We start from the raw sequence: 18,034 nt of genomic DNA, 5'->3' as shown, positions 1-18,034 counted from the left end.
AGGATTTGCGACAACCTGTAGGGTCGCGTTTTTTGCGCCGTTTCGAGATCGATCATGCAGGATGCATCCCTTCCCCGCCCAGCCCTGCTGGGCATTGACCTTGGCACCACCAACAGCTTGATCGCCGTCTGGCAGGACGGTCAGGCCCGCTTGATTCCCAACGCCCTCGGCGAAGTGCTGACCCCGTCAGTGGTCAGCCTCGATGACGACGACACGATTCTGGTGGGCAAAGCCGCCCGCGCCCGCCTGACCACACATCCCGAGCGCACAGCGGCTGCGTTCAAGCGCTTCATGGGCAGCGACAGGCAGATCGAACTCGCAAGTCGCCACTTCAGCCCGCAAGAGTTGTCGGCGCTGGTGCTCGGCTCGCTCAAACAGGACGCCGAAGCCTTTCTCGGCCACCCGGTCTCTGAAGCGGTGATTTCGGTGCCGGCGTATTTCAGCGACGAGCAACGCAAACGCACACTGTTTGCCGCCGAACTGGCGGGCCTCTCGGTGACACGCCTGATCAACGAACCGACCGCTGCCGCGATGGCCTACGGGCTGCACGAGCAAAAATTCGAACGCACACTGATCTTCGATCTGGGCGGCGGTACGTTCGACGTCACGGTGCTGGAATACGCACTGCCGCTGATCGAAGTTCACGCCTCCACCGGTGACAACTTTCTCGGCGGCGAAGACTTCACTGCCGCGCTGTTGCAGGCCTGCCTGAAACACTGGCAACTGACCCCATCGTTGATCGACGCGCAAAGCATGGCCAGCCTTTGCGATGCGCTGGAACAGCTCAAGTGCAAACTCGGTGAAGGCACCCAACAACTGAGCTGGCGTCATGCCGACCGGTCATTTGAATGGTCGCTGGACGAAGCCGCCGCCGTGAAGATCTGGGAGCCACTGCTCGCCCGCCTGCGCGCCCCCATCGAACAGGCCCTGCGCGATGCGCGCCTGAAACCAAGAGATCTCGACAGCCTGGTGCTGGTGGGTGGTGCAACGCGGATGCCGGCGGTGCAGCAAATGGTCGCTACGCTGTTCGGACGCCTGCCGTATCGGCATCTTGATCCGGATACAATTGTTGCGCTGGGGGCAGCGACGCAAGCGGCGTGCAAGGCGCGCGATGGGGCGGTGGAAGAACTGATCCTGACCGATGTCTGCCCGTACACGCTGGGAATTTCGACCATGCGTGGCGAAGGCATCAAAGGGGCTTTCTCGCCCATCATCGAGCGCAACACCATCATCCCGACCTCAAGGGTGGAGCGTTACCATACGACCTCTCCCCGACAGGAAGTCATCCGTATCGCGGTCTATCAGGGCGAACGTCCGTGGGTGCGCGATAACATTTTCATCGATGCCTTCGATGTCACGCTGACGCCCAGCGATCATATCCAGGCGCTGGATGTACGGTTCAGTTATGACATCAACGGTTTGCTCGAAGTTGACGTCACCCTGCTGGAGACGGGCGAACGCCACAGCCACAGCATCGACCGCAGCCCGACCGGGCTCGACGCGCAATCGCGCCAAGCCAGTCATGAACGCTTGAGTTCGCTGAAAATTCATCCCCGCGACACCCTTCCCAACCGGACCCTGCTGGCTCGACTGGAACGTGCGTGGACGCAAAGTCTGGGGGAAGAGCGCCAGCGTATCGCCGGCTGGCTGGAGAGCTTCACCACGGTACTGGGCGGCCAGCGATCGGATGAAATCGCCGGCCACCGCTCACAACTCAACAAGGTACTGGATGAGTTGCGCCTCTAGCCGATCAGTCGCCGCAATGTCGCTTGCAAACCACCGGACAGCGTATCTTCACCACCACTGTCCGGTGGCACGCCGTAGCGATTGGGCAGCTTCTCCCCGGGAAAACCGAACAGTATCAGCGGCAGGAACGGCAGCACCGGTGACAGCATCACAAGAATCAGCAACATCGGAATGCCCCTGCCCATGTCATGCAAACGGCGCAGGACTGCAGCGAGCAGAAACGCCAGACCCAGCAGCAACACGATGATTCCCGACACAGGCGTTCCGCTGAGCAACGCCGCCACAGGCGTCACCAACAACGCGCCAATCACCTGCCAGATAAACGCCCCGCGCCCCAGCCGGGTACCCAGACGCCAGAACGCAGTGGCGGGGGTTGGACGAGTTTCCGCCTTGGCCAGCAACAAACGCTCTGACCACGACAGCAACGCACTGAATGCGAAGCGCAGACCGAGTCCATTTTCCGGGTCATCTTTGGCCCGCTGCATGCGCAACAGGGTTTTCTGCCTCGGTACACCCAGATTGCCAAAACGCACCAGATCCTTCAGCACATCCAGCGCCAGGTAAAAGGCGTCGCCAACACCCTCCTCCGCCACCGCCTCACGCGGAGGATGAACGGGCTCCCCCTTGATCAGACTGTGACGGAAGCCGTCGAACCAGTCCTGAGGGTTGACCACCTCAGTGATACTTTCCAGCAGGTATTTGCGCTGTTGCGCATTGAGCAACGGATCGTGATACAGGACACCGCCCAAGAGCATGCGCCCGAGCAAATCCTCGTTGAAGCTAGCGATGTCGCTGCGCATGCACTCGAACAAACGGTCATTGCTCAACAGCCGAGTGCTGTCGAGCGCTTCTTGAACACTGAACAACTTGCGCGCGAGCAGCGAATGCACGGGATCCGCCGCTTGCAGCCAGCCAAGCAGGCCACTGGCGCTGCCCTGTTCGCGATTCAAGCGACAGAGCAGCGGCTGCAAACGTGCCAAGGGGTGTTCACGCGCAATGTTCATTGCGTCGATGCAGTGTGCCGATTGCGCGGCCAACCAACGCGTCGGCTCGTCGAGCGTGGCCAGCAGGTACATCGCCTGACGATGCCATTCCCAGACATCACAATGGCTATCGATTGCCGGAAGCAGCATGCCTTGCGCCGCCAGTTGCGCTTGCAACTTAAGCATTTCAAGCCATTCGTCTCGTTTGTCGAGACTGAACGCTTCGGCCAGTCGCGCCAGCGATCGGGCGTCGTAAGCTCGCAAACGGCGCATCCACAGCAGGCTGAGCGCCTGCGGTTCGCCCTTTTCCAGCTCCGGTGGCAGCGTCGATGGCGAGTCGCTGGCCAGAAACGCTTCCAGGGCCAGGGGGATCGGCGCCCGGGTCAACCAGCAAATCTGCTGATCGGCTTGATACTGAAAGCCTTCCAGCACCAGTTGATCAAGTACATCCGACGGCTCGGGCGCCTCCATGATGCGTCGCAGCAATGGCACATCACCACGGTGCAAAGCCCAGGCGTGTTGGTAGAGCGTTTGCAGCGGACGGTCATCACTGTCAATGATCATCCACGCCAGCAACGGCAATTCGTCACCGCTGATGCGCCACTCAACGAAGGCATCGGCGATGCCTTGCAAGTCGAGCTGCCTGGCCCGGAACCAGCGCCCGAGTGTTTCCGGGCGCTGCGATGGACTGCCGTATTCCTGGGTGACATCGCTCAGATCATCGGACCAGTCGCGGAAGTTCTCCAGACGATCAAACGCCTGAATCAGCAGGGGCAAGCGCTGAGGCTGGTGACGCGCGCACAGCTCCAGCAGCCAGGTCGCAGCTTTCGGATGCTGATGTTCGCGCCACAGCTGTACCCACGCCTGCAGTGCCAACTCTTCCATTCCCAACGCGCTGCGCTGACATGCCAACAGATACAGCCAGTCAACATCTTGAGGCGCAAGCCGATGCTGCTCACTGACGATATCGAGAAAGTCTTTACTGGCGATGCCGGCCTGACTGAACTGTATTGCCAGACGTTGCAACAAGCCATCATCAGCAGGCAGCGGTATACAGGTGTGAAGGCTGGCGAAATAACGGTAGTCATCCAGCGAAGCTTCTCGGTGCAGGTGATTCAGGGTGCGCACATACCAGAGTGTTTCCAGCTGCGCGGCAACGGGCCAATGGCTCATCAACGAGGTGTCGAACGGATCCGCCGCGTCGATACGCTGCAAAAACCCGTCGACATGCCGGGCGTTGTCAAAGTCCAGATCCAGCATGCGGCTTGCCCAGCCCAGGCGCTGGGCCAACAAACGGGCGCAGACATGGGAAATCGGGCCGGCGTCGAGCAACTCGCGCAACAATGGCCAACAAACTTCGTCCAGCACTTCCAGCGGCAGACGATCCAGCTCAAGGTTGAATGCCTGCCAGGCCGCTGGGTGGAACCGACGTGTTGAATCAAGCAGCAATGCGTCAAAGTCCGCCATCGTCTGATCGGCAGGACTTGCCTCATCGTCGGCCGGCTCATCCGGCTCGGCAGCTTCCTCACGGGCAAAGCGTAAAGCCAGCTCATAGGCTTCACGCAGCGCCTGAAAACCTTCAGGATCGGTTTCCGGGTGGTGTTGCGGCAAGCGCGCGCGATAGGCGCCGCGAATGGCGTCGTTGTCTTTGGTGGGCTCGATACCCAAGCGAATCCAGCAACTCATGACCAGTCGAACTCCCCTAGCGAGTCAGGCCGTTCGGGTAGCTGCAAGGGCATGTCCCATGGCAACTCTGCGAACAGCGCGCGAGCGTCACGATCAAGCTTTCTGATGACTACGGTGGTGCCTATGTAGTCGCCTTGCCGGTCATATTCGTGATTCAGCTCTTCGTCCTTGTTGCCGAGGCAATGCCAGAAGGCTTTACCAACGACAAAGCCATTCAGGTAGCTCGTCCAACTGTCGTAGTAGTACCGCGCGCGTGCCGCCATGCGACCGTGCAGCCAAAGGCTTTCGGTGAGATCTATCCAGCCGTGCAGCACCGCAGAACGCAGCAGAAAACCCATGCGGCCAATGTCCCAGGCACGGATGCCACCGGAACCGCACTCGCCAAATGTGCGACTGGCCAATTCGTAGAAAGCCCGCTGGCGGGTGTCGAGTGTTTCGAGCAAGGCTTGCCATTCGGACGGCAAACACCGCTCCCACTGCCGATAGGCTTCGTTCAACTGCGTAGCGTGGCCGGTGTCGGCAGTACTCAGCATGTCCAACAGTTGCTGGCGCGTCGTAATGCCCCAACCACCTTCGACATCGACATGTTTGAGATCAAAGCAATAGGTGGGTGCGGTGTAATCGGCGTCGGGATTGAGGGCGACCAAAGGCGCAGAAAGCGCATATAGCCAGCGCTGTTCCAATTCGTCCATGAACAAAGGCTCCGGGGCCAGCGGGATTAGGGAGTGCCGGCCTTGATGGCGCGGATTGTAAAGAGCTGCAACAGCAGCGGCAAACGTTGCGTCCGCTTTCTTTGCACGCACAAAAAAGGCCCCGACGTATCGGGGCCTTCATTCAGCGGCTCAGCGCCTGTTCAGACATTTTGTGTCTGCAAGTGAATCAGTGTTGCAGAGCCGGCTTCTGCGCCCCGTTGATCGGGATGCGCTTGGCTTTCGCCTCTTCCGGGATCACTCGCAGCAGGTCGATGCTCAGCAGACCGTTGCTCAGATCCGCAGCCTTGATCTCGATGTGATCGGCCAGACGGAAGGACAGCTTGAAAGCACGCTGGGCAATGCCCTGATGCAGGAAGGTCACGCCTTCGTTGGCATCACGCTTGCCGCCACTGATGGTCAGCACACCCTTCTCGACTTGCAGCTCCAGGTCTTCTTCCTGGAAACCGGCTGCCGCTACGACGATACGGTATTGATCGTCACCGTGTTTTTCCACGTTGTAGGGTGGGTAGGTGCTGCCTGGCTCGTTGCGCAGGGCGGTTTCGAACAGGTCGTTGAAACGGTCGAAACCCACCGAGGAACGGAACAGTGGCGCGAGGGAAAAAGCAGTACTCATGGTTCAAATCTCCTGAAAACAAATCAGCAAGTTTTTGTGTCTCCGCGACCCGAATTCGGCATCGCGTACCCCTTAGATAGGGACCGCTGAAATGTTTTCAAGAGATTATTTGCAGATTTTTTTCACGCCGCTTCGGCGACCGGCAGGCCCAGCAAACGCGAGACCTGGTCCGGTTCTGTCTCGCGACGCAGCACGGTAAACAGCTCGGTGGCTTCGGGATAGTTGCGCGTCAGCATCGCCAGCCATTGCTTTAAACGACCCGGTGATTGCCGTGCGGTCATCTGCGCCTTGGCCTGCAGCCAGAAGTCTTGAATCAGCGGCAACAGCTCGGCCCAGGTCATCTCGACCACGTCTTCACCGGCACGCGCGGCAGCGATCTGTTTAGCCAGATCGGGGCGCGAGACCAGGCCGCGTCCGAGCATGATGTCTTCCACGCCGCTGATTTCGCGGCAACGCCGCCAGTCCTCGACGCTCCAGATGTCGCCGTTGGCGAACACCGGCACCTTGACCACGTCCTGCACCCGCGGAATCCACTCCCAGTGCGCCGGCGGCTTGTAGCCATCGACCTTGGTCCGGGCGTGAACCACGATGTGTTCGGCGCCGCCCTCAGCCAGCGCAGTCGCGCAGACCAGCGAGCCGTCCGGGCTGTCGAAGCCCAGGCGCATCTTCGCGGTGACCGGAATGTGCGCAGGCACTGCACGGCGCACATGCTCGACGATGCTGTTGAGCAGCTCGGGCTCCTTGAGCAGCACCGCCCCGCCCCGGGACTTGTTGACGGTCTTGGCCGGGCAGCCGAAGTTCAGGTCGATCACTTCGGAGCCTAGCTCGCAGGCCAGCGCCGCGTTTTCCGCCAGGCACACCGGATCGGAACCCAGCAATTGCACGCGCAGCGGCACGCCGGAACGGGTGCGGGCACCGTTGAGCAGCTCCGGGCCGAACTTGTGGAAGTAGGCCGGGGTGAGCAACTGATCGTTGACCCGAATGAATTCGGTCACGCACCAGTCGATGCCGCCAACGCGGGTCAGCACGTCGCGCAGGATGTCGTCGACCAACCCCTCCATGGGCGCCAGGGCAATTTGCATGGGGAAAACACTACTCAAGGAAAAAACGTGCGGCAGTTTACTGGATTACGAGAAAAACCACAGAACCCTGTAGGAGCTGCCGAAGGTTCGGGCCGCGTTCGGACGATCTTTTGATCTTGTTTTTTTACAATCAAAGTCAAAAGATCGCAGCCTCCGGCAGCTCCTACAGGGATCGGGTCAGGCTAAGGCCAGGATCGCCGGGCCGTAACCCTCGATGAACTCCGTCGGCATGCGCTTGGGCTTGCCGCTGGACAGCTCGATGCAGACGAAGGTGGTCTGGGCGCGCAACAGGGTGGCGTTGTCGCTGGGGCGAATCAGTTGGAAATGCCGGGTCATTTTCAGGCGCTGGTCCCAATCGACGATCCAGGTCGCCAACTGCAGTTCATCGCCCTCGTAGGCGGCCGCCAGGTAATCGATTTCGTGACGCACCACCGCCATCGCCCGATCCAGGCGCCGGTACTCGACCAGATCCAGCCCCAGCCGCTGCGAGTGACGCCAGGCACAGCGTTCGAGCCAGGTCACGTACACCGCGTTGTTTGCGTGGCCCAGCCCGTCGATGTCCTCGGCGCCTACTTGCAGATCAATGGTGAACGGCGTTGCCCGATCCCAGCCCATGCCCCACTCCCGGTCAGATTATTTCAACCGGAGCAGTGTAACGGATGCTCAGGCCGATTGCCGTGCCTGAAGGCTGCGCCCCGCCAACAGTGATAACACGCCATCAACCACCCGAGGGTCGGCCAGCACGCGCTGGTGGCCACCGCTTTCCAGGCGCAACAAGCGACTGTCGAACCATGACTCGTGAATCAATTGTGATTCCTTGACCGAAACGAAGGTGTCGTCTTCGGCATGTACGATCAGGCCGGGCATATCCAGTTGATAGTGCGCGACATCCAGGGTCGCGGCGCGCATGCCGACGTCCTGCTCGACCTGCCGAATGAACGCGGAACGCGCCCTCGGCGGCATGCCGACGTAACGGGCGAAACCACGTAGCACGCCGAGAATCCGTGCCGGAGCCGCGATGCTGACGAGGGTTTCGGTGCGCAAGCCCAACTGCACCGCAAGCATGGCACTGGCGCCACCCATGGAGTGGCCGATAACGGCTTGCAACGGCGGCAGTTCGGCGGCGGCCTCAAGCATGGCGCGAGCGAACAGCACCACGTTGGCTTCACGCCCCGGAGAGCGGCCGTGAGCCGGACCATCCAGCGCAACGACGGTGTACCCTGCCTCGACCAGCGCGGTGATCAGCGCCGCAAACTGGGTGGGCCGCCCTTCCCAGCCGTGCATCAACAGCACCGCAGGTCCCTGCCCCCAGCGCAGCGCCGACAGGCCGAAGCGCAGGGTGATTCGTTCGGAGCTCGCCAGCAGCGGCAACTCCCAATCACGCAACGGCAGCGCGCGCGGCGTCATGAACGCCAAGCGCATTTTGCTCGCCACTCGTTTCGGTGCAATCCAGCCCAAGGTGCCATTAACGCCGCGAACCCACTTCAACGTGTTCATCGCTCTCTCCTCAGGCGTATTGCCTTCAGGTCAACGCACCGCCGACTTGGCAGCGCGCAGCAATCGATCGGATAAATCGCCCGGGCCCAGCGCTCTTGCCAGCGCCAGACCACCCACCATCAACGCCACATCGGCCAACGCTTTGTCGGTGTCCTCGGGGCTGGACGCCAACTGCGCAATCATCAGTTCCAGGTGTTCGTTCAGCGCGATTCGGAACGACTCCGGCAAGCGCCCCAGCTCGCCAATAGAGGCTGGAATCGGACACGCCGCCTCACTGGAATCACGGTGCTTGCGCGACAGGTAGAACGCAGCGACCAGGGCGCGACGCTCTTCACCGGTGAGCTGCGAGTCCATATCGGCAATCAGGTCGCGTCGACGGCCAAGCAGTTGCTTGAACGCCTCGAGCATCATCGCGTCCTTGCTTTCGAAGTGCGCATAGAAACCACCGACGGTCAGGCCGGCGGCGCCCATCACTTCGCCCACGCTCGGGTCTGCCGGACCGCGTTGAATCAGCGCGGCGCTGGCAGCCTTGAGGATGCGTTCGCGGGTTTGAGCTTTTTTATCGTTCATCGTTGCCTCCGAATATTACGACTAGAATATTATTCGCATAATAATATTCTGCAAGTCGAGGATATGACCGCTGGTCTGAAGCACAGTGTAAGGAAAAAGGAGATTTGGCCAAACGCCAGACAAACAAAAGGGCCATTCAATAATTGAATGACCCTTATAAATCCCGCAGAGCGGGTAATCGTGGCGTCCCCTAGGGGACTCGAACCCCTGTTACCGCCGTGAAAGGGCGGTGTCCTAGGCCACTAGACGAAGGGGACGCAAACCCTTCTACAACTGATCAGTGCTGAGTGCTGATCGCTTCAAGGTCGGTGTGGCCAGACCTTGAAGTGTAAATTGGTGGAGCTAAGCGGGATCGAACCGCTGACCTCCTGCATGCCATGCAGGCGCTCTCCCAGCTGAGCTATAGCCCCGGATTTTTCGCCTCGCGGCGGAGCGACATCTTGCAACATCACTTCTGCAAAACTGGCGTCCCCTAGGGGACTCGAACCCCTGTTACCGCCGTGAAAGGGCGGTGTCCTAGGCCACTAGACGAAGGGGACGCAAACCCTTCTATACAACCGATCAACGCTGAGTGTTGATCGCTTCGGAGCCGGTGTGGCCAGGCTTCGAAGTGTAAATTGGTGGAGCTAGACGGGATCGAACCGTCGACCTCTTGCATGCCATGCAAGCGCTCTCCCAGCTGAGCTATAGCCCCTCATCGTTGATGTCATCGCTGAGGACGGGGCGAATCTTAAGGGCGTATCGAAAGCCTGTCAAACTTATTTTTGAAAAATTTCAAAGTTTTTTGTCGGCATAACAATCACTTACCGCCCTCCCCCCGAAAATCCGGGAGGTTTACGCGCACCGCCGACCTGTAGGAGCTGCCGCAGGCTGCGATCTTTTGACGTTGCTGTTTAAAGATCAAGATCAAAAGATCGCAGCCTTCGGCAGCTCCTACAAAGGGAGCCAAGCGTTTAGGCGATAGCGCCCAGCAGCTTTTCCCATTCTTTGTTTTCTTTCTTCGACACGCCGCCCAGCAGGTCAATCGCCTGGCGCAGACGGAAACGGGTCAGGTCGGGGCCGAGGATTTCCATCGCATCGAGCACCGACACCGAGCTTGCCTGACCAGTGATCGCGGCAAACATCAGCGGCATCGCGTCACGCAGTTTCAGCTCGAGGGATTCGACCACCGCCTGAATCGTTGCGGTGATGGTGTCCTTCTCCCACTGACGCAGGCTTTCGAGTTTCCACAGGATCAACTGCATCAACTGGCGAACCTGATCGCCAGAAAGCTTCTTCGACTCGAACAGCTTGGCGTCCGGGTTCACGCCACCGGCAAAGAAGAAGCCGCCCAGCGGTGCAACCTGGCTGAAGGTTTCCACGCGCCCCTGAACCAGCGGCGCGATCTTCATCATGTATTCGGCGTTGAACGCCCACTTCTGCACGCGCGCGGCGAACTCTTCCACCGGCAGATCGCGCAGCCACTGGCCGTTGAGCCACGACAGTTTCTCGATGTCGAAGATCGGCCCGCCGAGCGATACACGTTTGAGATCGAAGTTATCGACCATTTCCTGCAGCGAGAACTTCTCGCGCTCGTCCGGCATCGACCAGCCCATGCGGCCCAGGTAGTTGAGCATCGCTTCGGGCATGAAGCCCATGCGCTCGTAGAAGGTCACCGAGGTCGGGTTCTTGCGCTTGGACAGCTTGCTCTTGTCCGGGTTACGCAGCAGCGGCATGTAGCACAGCTCCGGTTGTTCCCAGCCAAAGTACTCGTACAGCAGAATCAGTTTCGGCGCCGATGGCAGCCATTCTTCGCCGCGCAGGACGTGGGTGATGCCCATCAGGTGGTCGTCGACCACGTTGGCGAGGAAGTACGTCGGCAGGCCGTCGGTCTTCATCAGCACTTGCATGTCCATGCGATCCCACGGGATCTCGACGTCGCCACGCAGCATGTCCGGCACCACGCACACGCCTTCGGTCGGCACCTTCATGCGGATCACGTGCGGCTCGCCGGCGGCCAGACGCGCGGCGACTTCTTCCTTGGACAGCAGCAGCGCGCGGCCGTCGTAGCGCGGAGTTTCACCGCGCGCCATTTGCTCGGCGCGCATCTGGTCCAGCTCTTCTGCGGTGCAGAAGCATGGGAATGCGTGGCCCATGTCGACCAGTTGCTGGCAGTACTTCTGATAGATATCGCCGCGTTCGCTCTGGCGATACGGGCCGTGCGGGCCGCCGACGTCCGGGCCTTCGCTCCAGTCGATACCCAGCCAGCGCAGGGCGTCGAAGATCTGCTGTTCGGACTCGCGGGTCGAACGCAACTGGTCAGTGTCTTCGATGCGCAGGATGAACTCACCGCCATGCTGCTTGGCAAAGCAGTAGTTGAACAATGCGATGTAAGCGGTACCTACGTGGGGGTCCCCGGTAGGCGATGGCGCGATGCGAGTGCGGACGGTGGTCATGGCATGTCTCGAAAAGAATGAAAAGCAAAACAATCAAGCGGCGAATGGTAACAGGCGACACCCGCCCCGCTCCAGCAGGCAGGGCATTTAAGCCAAGTTTGCGGCTGGAACGCCCATACAGCGTGACGAATGGCCGAATATCAGCCGTTGGCATTTACCGTTTATCGGCTTCGTGCCAGATTCGCCTCCTGATAACTTTCCTTACAATTCCTCGACTACAGTTTGCCCATGCCTGCCCAACTCAAGCGTCGCCTGTTGATTTTCCTGCTGCTGGTTCTGTTGATTGCCGGAGGCTTCTTCGCCCATTGGTTTTTCAAGGGACGCTTTTATGAAAGCACCGACAACGCCTATGTCCAGGGCGAAATCACCCGTGTGTCGAGCCAATTGAGCGCGCGCATCGACGAAGTGCTGGTGCAGGACAATCAACACGTGGAAAAAGGCCAGTTGCTGGTGCGCCTCGAACCCAATGATTTTCGTCTGGCCGTCGATCGCGCCAATGCTGCCCTCGCCACCCGCGAAGCCGAGCGCCTGCAGGCGCAGAGCAAATTGACCCAGCAAGCCAGCCTGATCGCCGCCAGTGACGCACAAGTGGCAACCACCCAGGCCACGCTCGGCCGCTCGCGGATCGACTTGTCGCGCGCCGAAACCCTGCGCAAACCCGGTTACGTCTCCGAAGAACGGGTGACCACCCTCTCCGCCGACACCCACATCGCCCGTTCGCAAGTGGCCAAGGCCCAGGCTGATGCGCAGAGTCAGCGTCAGCAAGTCAACGCACTCACCGCCGAGATCAAACGCCTCGACGCGCAGATCGCCAACGCCCGCGCCGACCTCGCTCAGGCCGAACTCAACCTGACCCGCAGCGAGATTCACGCGCCGATCAGCGGCCTGGTCGGCCAACGCGCCGCGCGCAACGGTCAGGTGGTGCAGGCCGGCGCCTATCTGCTGTCGATCGTCCCGGACGAAGACATCTGGGTGCAGGCCAATTTCAAGGAAACCCAGATCGGCCACATGCAGCCCGGACAAAAAGCCGAGCTGACCTTCGACGCCTACAGCGACACACCGATCGAAGCCCGGGTCGACAGCCTGTTCGCCGCTTCCGGTGCGCAGTTCAGCCTGCTGCCGCCGGACAACGCCACCGGCAACTTCACCAAAGTCGTGCAACGGATTCCGGTGAAGCTGACGTTCAAGGCCGACAACCCGCTGCACGGCAAGATCCGCCCGGGCATGTCGGTCACCGCCACCGTGAACATCAAAGACGCCCCGGACAATGGCCGGTGATCAACTGATCCGTCCCGCCGGCGAACCCACCCGGCGGGACTGGATCGCAGTGATGAGCGTGATGCTCGGCGCCTTCATGGCAGTGCTCGACATCCAGATCACCAACTCTTCGCTCAAGGACATTCAGGGCGCGCTGTCGGCGACGCTGGAAGAAGGCTCGTGGATTTCCACCTCGTACCTGGTGGCGGAAATCATCATGATCCCGCTGACCGCGTGGCTGGTGCAGTTGCTCTCGGCGCGGCGGCTGGCGGTGTGGGTGTCGCTGGGTTTTCTGGTGTCCTCGCTGTTGTGCTCGATGGCCTGGAGCCTGGAAAGCATGATCGTGTTTCGCGCCATGCAGGGCTTCACCGGCGGCGCGCTGATCCCGCTGGCGTTCACCCTGACCCTGATCAAACTCCCGGAACACCACCGCGCCAAAGGCATGGCAATGTTCGCCATGACCGCGACCTTCGCCCCCTCCATCGGCCCGACCCTCGGCGGCTGGCTCACGGAAAACTGGGGCTGGGAATACATCTTCTACATCAACATCCCGCCGGGGCTGATCATGATCGCCGGGCTGATGTATGGCCTGGAGAAGAAAGAAGCGCACTGGGAACTGCTGAAAAGCACCGACTACACCGGCATCCTCACCCTCGGTGTCGGCCTCGGTTGCCTGCAGGTGTTTCTCGAAGAAGGCCATCGCAAGGACTGGCTCGAATCGAACCTGATCGTGACCCTGGGCAGCATCGCCCTGCTGAGTTTGATCACCTTCGTCATCGTGCAAATTTCCAAACCCAATCCGCTGATCAACCTCGGCATTCTGCGCAATCGCAACTTCGGCTTGTCGAGCATCTCCAGCCTGGGCATGGGCGTCGGGCTATATGGCTCGATTTATCTGCTGCCGCTGTACCTGGCGCAGATCCAGAACTACAACGCCCTGCAGATCGGCGAAGTGATCATGTGGATGGGCGTGCCGCAGTTGTTCCTGATTCCGCTGGTGCCGAAGCTGATGAAGTTCGTTTCGCCAAAGTGGCTGTGCACCCTGGGTTTCGGACTGTTCGGGCTGGCGAGTTTTTCTTCGGGGGTGCTCAACCCGGATTTCGCCGGGCCGCAGTTCAATCAGATCCAGATCATCCGCGCCCTCGGTCAGCCGCTGATCATGGTGACCATTTCACTGATCGCCACGGCGTACATCCTGCCGCAGGACGCGGGGTCGGCGTCGAGCCTGTTCAATATTCTGCGCAACCTCGGCGGCGCGATCGGCATTGCCCTGCTCGCCACGCTGCTGGATGCACGGACCAAGACTTACTTCGATTATTTGCGCGAAGCCGTTGTGCCGACCAATCCGCAGGTGGCCGAGCGTCTGGCGTCGATGAGCGACAGGTTTGGCAGCGATACGGCGGCGCTGGGCAAGTTGAGCGAGATCGTGCATCAGCAAGCGCTGATCATGGCCTACAACGATGCGTTTCACTTTGTCGGGATTGCGCTGGGGGTCAGCATGCTGGCGATTTTGTTGACCAGGAAATTGCCGGAAGGGCTGAAGGCTGGGGAAGCCCATTGATTTGAAAATCAGTCCCTGTAGGAGCTGCCGAAGGTTCGGGCCGCGTGCGGACGATCTTTTGATTTTGATTAAAAACAAGATCAAAAGATCGCAGCCTTCGGCAGCTCCTACAGGGGTTGGCGGTGTTCAGCCACTTTTCAAACCGCCAAAAGCCGCTCACGCAGTTTGGCAATCTCATCGCGCATCTGCGCCGCCGCTTCAAACTCCAGATCCCGCGCCAGCTGATACATCTTCTCTTCCAGCGCGCGAATGCGTTTGGTGATTTCGCTCGGCGAACGCAGTTCGGCTTCATACTTGGCGTTTTCTTCGGCGGCCTTGGCCATGCCCTTGCGCTTCTTGCTGCGCGAACCCGGCACGGTGGCGCCTTCCATAATGTCGGCGACGTCCTTGAACACACCTTTGGGGGTGATGCCGTTGGCGAGGTTGAAGGCGATCTGCTTGTCGCGACGCCGCTCGGTCTCACCGATCGCCCGTTCCATCGAACCGGTGATGCGGTCGGCGTAGAGAATCGCCCGGCCATTGAGGTTACGCGCAGCGCGGCCGATGGTCTGGATCAGCGAACGCTCGGAGCGCAGGAAGCCTTCCTTGTCCGCGTCGAGGATCGCCACCAGCGACACCTCAGGCATGTCCAGACCTTCGCGCAGCAGGTTGATCCCCACCAGCACGTCGAAGGTGCCGAGGCGCAGGTCGCGGATGATCTCGACCCGCTCGACGGTGTCGATGTCCGAGTGCAGATAACGCACGCGCACGCCGTGGTCGGCGAGGTAATCGGTCAGGTCTTCGGCCATGCGCTTGGTCAGCGTGGTGACCAGCACCCGCTCCTCCACTGCCACGCGTTTGGAGATTTCCGAGAGCAGGTCATCGACCTGGGTCAGCGCCGGACGCACTTCGACTTGCGGGTCGACCAGGCCGGTCGGACGCACCACTTGCTCGACCACACGCCCCGCGTGCTCGGCCTCGTAGTTGCCCGGTGTTGCCGAGACGAAAATCGTCTGCGGGCTCACCCCTTCCCACTCGTCAAAGCGCATCGGCCGGTTATCCAGCGCCGATGGCAGACGGAAACCGTATTCCACCAGCGTCTCTTTACGCGAGCGGTCGCCCTTATACATCGCGCCGACTTGCGGCACGCTGACGTGGGATTCGTCGATCACCAGCAAGGCGTCGGCCGGCAGGTAATCGTAGAGGGTTGGCGGCGCGGCACCGGCCGGGCGTCCGGACAGGTAGCGCGAGTAGTTTTCGATGCCGTTGCAGTAACCCAGCTCGAGGATCATTTCCAGGTCGAAACGGGTGCGCTGCTCCAGACGCTGGGCTTCCACCAGCTTGTTGTTGCTGCGCAGGTATTCGAGGCGCTCCTGCAATTCGACTTTGATGTGTTCGATCGCGTCGAGCAGGGTCTCGCGCGGCGTCACGTAGTGGCTCTTCGGATAGAAGGTGAAGCGTGGCATCTTGCGGATGACTTCGCCGGTCAGCGGGTCGAACGCGGAAATGCTCTCGACTTCGTCATCGAACAGCTCGATGCGGATCGCTTCAAGATCCGATTCCGCCGGATAAATGTCGATCACGTCGCCGCGCACACGGAACGTCGCCCGGGCAAAATCCATGTCGTTGCGGGTGTATTGCAGGTCGGCCAGACGCCGCAGCAAGGCACGCTGATCGAGTTTGTCGCCGCGATCGACGTGCAGCACCATCTTCAGATAGGTTTCCGGGCTGCCCAGACCGTAGATGCACGACACCGTGGTGACGATGATCGCGTCCTTGCGTTCAAGCAAGGCCTTGGTCGCGGACAGACGCATCTGCTCGATGTGGTCGTTGATCGACGCGTCCTTCTCGATGAAGGTGTCGGACGACGGCACATAGGCCTCGGGCTGGTAGTAATCGTAGTAGGACACGAAGTATTCGACGGCGTTGTTCGGGAAGAACGCCTTGAACTCGCCGTACAGCTGCGCGGCCAGGGTTTTGTTCGGCGCCAGCACCAGCGTCGGGCGCTGCACCTGAGCGATAACGTTGGCGATGCTGAAGGTCTTGCCCGAGCCGGTCACACCGAGCAGCGTCTGGTGCGCCAGCCCGGCTTCGATGCCCTCGACCATCTGGCGGATGGCTTCCGGCTGATCGCCGGCGGGCTCGAAGCGGGTGACTAGCTGGAATTCGGACATACACACCTCTGGGATCGCGGCGTTCCGAGCAAAGCGGAGCACCACGGGGACGACCGCAAACGACCGATGTCGCGCAAGAAAAAACCTGGATTGTGCTCAATGTGGAGTCGATTGCCTCGGCTTTCAAGGCAAACGTCCTACATCCGCTAAAGTCTCCGACAAGGCCAATCGACTAACGGTCAAGAAATAATCGGAAAAACTTACCCGAAAAGCCGATTCGCCTGTCGCCATTGTTCAGTGATGGCCTCTATACTAGCTCCCCGTTTGTGCACCGCTCTAGTGCATTCGGCTGGAGCGCGACACGTCCCTCCACTCTCCATTCAGAGCCGCCGTAATAATGAGCCTGTTCTCCGCTGTCGAAATGGCACCCCGCGATCCAATCCTGGGCCTCAACGAAGCATTCAACGCCGATACCCGGACCACCAAGGTCAACCTGGGCGTCGGTGTGTACTGCAACGAAGAGGGGCGAATTCCCCTGCTGCGCGCCGTGATCGAAGCCGAAACCATTCGCGCTGCTCAGCACGCTTCCCGTGGCTACCTGCCGATCGACGGCATCGCGGCCTACGACCAGGCGGTGCAAAAGCTGCTGTTCGGTAACGACTCGCCGCTGATCGCTGCCGGTCGCATCGTCACCACTCAGGCCGTCGGCGGGACCGGCGCACTGAAAATCGGTGCCGACTTCCTCAAGCAACTGCTGCCGAACGCCGTTGTGGCAATCAGCGACCCGAGCTGGGAAAACCACCGCGCGCTGTTCGAAACCGCTGGCTTCCCGGTGCAAAACTACCGCTACTACGACGCCGCCACCCACGACGTGAACCGTGCCGGCATGCTCGACGACCTCAACGCCCTGCCGAACGGCTCGATCGTTGTGCTGCACGCCTGCTGCCACAACCCGACCGGCGTCGACCTGACCCCGGCCGACTGGAAAAACGTGCTGGACGTGGTCAAGGCCAAAGGTCATGTGCCGTTCCTCGACATGGCTTACCAGGGTTTCGGCGACGGCATCGACGAGGACGCCGCGGCTGTGCGGCTGTTCGCTGAATCGGGCCTGACCTTCTTCGTATCGAGCTCGTTCTCCAAGTCGTTCTCGCTGTACGGCGAGCGCGTTGGCGCCCTGTCGATCGTCAGCGAGTCGAAAGAAGAAAGCGCGCGCGTGCTGTCGCAGGTCAAACGCGTGATCCGCACCAACTACTCCAACCCGCCGACCCATGGCGCCAGCGTTGTCGCCGCTGTGTTGAACAGCCCGGAACTGCGTGCTCAGTGGGAAGCCGAACTGGCAGAAATGCGTCTGCGCATTCGCGGCATGCGCGAGCAAATGGTTGCCCTGCTGGCCGAAAAAGCCCCGCAGCGTGACTTCAGCTTCGTTGGCCGTCAGCGCGGCATGTTCTCCTACTCCGGCCTGACCACCGAACAGGTGCACCGCCTGCGCAACGAGTTCGGCATCTACGCCTTGGACACCGGCCGCATCTGCGTGGCTGCGCTGAACCAGAGCAACATCAAAGCGGTAACGGATGCGATCGTTCAGGTCATCTGATTTCGCTTTGCAATGAAAAACGGGAAGCCTTGGGGCTTCCCGTTTTTTATTTGTCCGAATGAACGCCGCTTAACCTCTAGACTGCACCTGAATCCCATTGTAGGAGTGAGCCTGCTCGCGACAGCGGAGTGTCGGGCAATGATGCTTCGCCGGACGAGACGCTATCGCGAGCAGGCGCACTCCTACAGGTATGTGTACACCTTA

Annotated in this window: 13 protein-coding genes and 4 tRNA genes; 4 read left to right on the top strand and 13 right to left on the bottom strand. The window is 60.5% G+C overall.

Translation table 11 applies throughout. From position 1 onward, the window contains the following. Positions 1-54: 54 nt before the first annotated feature. Positions 55-1,746 carry a molecular chaperone HscC gene (locus tag KKQ10_RS24380; RefSeq protein WP_215502497.1) on the top strand — a complete coding sequence of 564 codons (1,692 nt, stop codon included), beginning with the start codon at positions 55-57 and terminating at the stop codon, positions 1,744-1,746. Here the strand turns inward: KKQ10_RS24380 and KKQ10_RS24375 are convergent. The 12 genes from KKQ10_RS24375 to gltX form a co-directional block, all read right to left on the bottom strand. Next, positions 1,743-4,415 (bottom strand): DUF805 domain-containing protein, encoded by a 2,673-nt coding sequence (locus tag KKQ10_RS24375; protein ID WP_215502496.1) that lies wholly within the window; start codon positions 4,413-4,415, stop codon positions 1,743-1,745. The genes KKQ10_RS24380 and KKQ10_RS24375 overlap by 4 nt on opposite strands. Continuing rightward, entirely contained in the window at positions 4,412-5,107 is a 696-nt protein-coding gene (locus KKQ10_RS24370) for a DUF1266 domain-containing protein (protein WP_127650396.1), read from the bottom strand. The genes KKQ10_RS24375 and KKQ10_RS24370 overlap by 4 nt, the downstream gene beginning before the upstream one ends. A gap of 187 nt (positions 5,108-5,294) precedes the next feature. Further along, entirely contained in the window at positions 5,295-5,741 is a 447-nt protein-coding gene (locus KKQ10_RS24365; RefSeq protein WP_127650394.1) for an Hsp20 family protein, read from the bottom strand. Between the two features lie 122 nt (positions 5,742-5,863). After that, positions 5,864-6,823: a tRNA dihydrouridine synthase gene (locus tag KKQ10_RS24360; protein WP_215502495.1), complete on the bottom strand. Its 960-nt coding sequence runs from the start codon at positions 6,821-6,823 to the stop codon at positions 5,864-5,866. A 177-nt stretch (positions 6,824-7,000) separates the two neighbouring features. Beyond that, the gene (locus tag KKQ10_RS24355; protein WP_215502494.1) at positions 7,001-7,438 is read right to left on the bottom strand and encodes an acyl-CoA thioesterase; all 438 of its coding nucleotides are present in this window, start codon (positions 7,436-7,438) and stop codon (positions 7,001-7,003) included. A gap of 48 nt (positions 7,439-7,486) precedes the next feature. Continuing rightward, positions 7,487-8,320, bottom strand: a complete 834-nt coding sequence (locus KKQ10_RS24350; RefSeq protein ID WP_127650388.1) for an alpha/beta fold hydrolase — start codon at positions 8,318-8,320, stop codon at positions 7,487-7,489. Between the two features lie 30 nt (positions 8,321-8,350). After that, positions 8,351-8,890 (bottom strand): TetR/AcrR family transcriptional regulator, encoded by a 540-nt coding sequence (locus tag KKQ10_RS24345; protein ID WP_215502493.1) that lies wholly within the window; start codon positions 8,888-8,890, stop codon positions 8,351-8,353. Positions 8,891-9,071: 181 nt separating this feature from the next. Then, positions 9,072-9,147 (bottom strand) — tRNA-Glu (locus tag KKQ10_RS24340). Between the two features lie 77 nt (positions 9,148-9,224). Next, positions 9,225-9,300, bottom strand: a tRNA-Ala gene (locus tag KKQ10_RS24335). A 53-nt stretch (positions 9,301-9,353) separates the two neighbouring features. After that, positions 9,354-9,429: transfer RNA gene (locus KKQ10_RS24330), tRNA-Glu, on the bottom strand. Between the two features lie 79 nt (positions 9,430-9,508). Then, positions 9,509-9,584 (bottom strand) — tRNA-Ala (locus KKQ10_RS24325). A gap of 259 nt (positions 9,585-9,843) precedes the next feature. Continuing rightward, entirely contained in the window at positions 9,844-11,325 is a 1,482-nt protein-coding gene (gltX, locus tag KKQ10_RS24320; RefSeq protein WP_215502492.1) for a glutamate--tRNA ligase, read from the bottom strand. 228 nt (positions 11,326-11,553) lie between these two features. Here gltX and KKQ10_RS24315 point away from each other — a divergent pair, with 228 nt between their 5' ends. Together KKQ10_RS24315 and KKQ10_RS24310 are read left to right on the top strand one after the other, a co-directional pair. Continuing rightward, positions 11,554-12,603 (top strand): HlyD family secretion protein, encoded by a 1,050-nt coding sequence (locus KKQ10_RS24315; protein ID WP_215502491.1) that lies wholly within the window; start codon positions 11,554-11,556, stop codon positions 12,601-12,603. Further along, the gene (locus KKQ10_RS24310) at positions 12,593-14,143 is read left to right on the top strand and encodes an MDR family MFS transporter (protein ID WP_127650380.1); all 1,551 of its coding nucleotides are present in this window, start codon (positions 12,593-12,595) and stop codon (positions 14,141-14,143) included. Before KKQ10_RS24315 ends, KKQ10_RS24310 begins: the two co-directional genes overlap by 11 nt. 137 nt (positions 14,144-14,280) lie before the next feature. Here the strand turns inward: KKQ10_RS24310 and uvrB are convergent, their stop codons facing one another. Further along, on the bottom strand, positions 14,281-16,296 hold the full coding sequence (gene uvrB, locus KKQ10_RS24305; RefSeq protein ID WP_215502490.1) for an excinuclease ABC subunit UvrB: 2,016 nt from the start codon (positions 16,294-16,296) through the stop codon (positions 14,281-14,283). A gap of 337 nt (positions 16,297-16,633) precedes the next feature. On the opposite strand from uvrB, the gene KKQ10_RS24300 reads away from it, so the two are divergent. Further along, complete coding sequence (locus KKQ10_RS24300) at positions 16,634-17,830, top strand: amino acid aminotransferase (protein WP_025111170.1); 1,197 nt, start codon at positions 16,634-16,636, stop codon at positions 17,828-17,830. Positions 17,831-18,034: the final 204 nt, after the last annotated feature.

The sequence above is a fragment of the Pseudomonas sp. MG-9 genome (assembly GCF_018729515.1).
Taxonomy (GTDB): Bacteria; Pseudomonadota; Gammaproteobacteria; order Pseudomonadales; family Pseudomonadaceae; genus Aquipseudomonas; species Aquipseudomonas serboccidentalis.
The sequence above is the reverse complement of the archived record's forward strand: the minus strand, read 5'-3'. Positions and strand labels throughout refer to the sequence as shown.

Coding starts and splice junctions, on each gene's coding strand:
- KKQ10_RS24360 (WP_215502495.1), bottom strand. CDS start 6,823: ATGCAAATTGCCCTGGCGCCCATGGAGGGGTTGGTCGACGACATCCTG.
- KKQ10_RS24315 (WP_215502491.1), top strand. CDS start 11,554: ATGCCTGCCCAACTCAAGCGTCGCCTGTTGATTTTCCTGCTGCTGGTT.
- KKQ10_RS24350 (WP_127650388.1), bottom strand. CDS start 8,320: ATGAACACGTTGAAGTGGGTTCGCGGCGTTAATGGCACCTTGGGCTGG.
- KKQ10_RS24380 (WP_215502497.1), top strand. CDS start 55: ATGCAGGATGCATCCCTTCCCCGCCCAGCCCTGCTGGGCATTGACCTT.
- KKQ10_RS24370 (WP_127650396.1), bottom strand. CDS start 5,107: ATGGACGAATTGGAACAGCGCTGGCTATATGCGCTTTCTGCGCCTTTG.
- KKQ10_RS24375 (WP_215502496.1), bottom strand. CDS start 4,415: ATGAGTTGCTGGATTCGCTTGGGTATCGAGCCCACCAAAGACAACGAC.
- gltX (WP_215502492.1), bottom strand. CDS start 11,325: ATGACCACCGTCCGCACTCGCATCGCGCCATCGCCTACCGGGGACCCC.
- KKQ10_RS24365 (WP_127650394.1), bottom strand. CDS start 5,741: ATGAGTACTGCTTTTTCCCTCGCGCCACTGTTCCGTTCCTCGGTGGGT.
- KKQ10_RS24300 (WP_025111170.1), top strand. CDS start 16,634: ATGAGCCTGTTCTCCGCTGTCGAAATGGCACCCCGCGATCCAATCCTG.
- KKQ10_RS24345 (WP_215502493.1), bottom strand. CDS start 8,890: ATGAACGATAAAAAAGCTCAAACCCGCGAACGCATCCTCAAGGCTGCC.
- KKQ10_RS24355 (WP_215502494.1), bottom strand. CDS start 7,438: ATGGGCTGGGATCGGGCAACGCCGTTCACCATTGATCTGCAAGTAGGC.
- uvrB (WP_215502490.1), bottom strand. CDS start 16,296: ATGTCCGAATTCCAGCTAGTCACCCGCTTCGAGCCCGCCGGCGATCAG.
- KKQ10_RS24310 (WP_127650380.1), top strand. CDS start 12,593: ATGGCCGGTGATCAACTGATCCGTCCCGCCGGCGAACCCACCCGGCGG.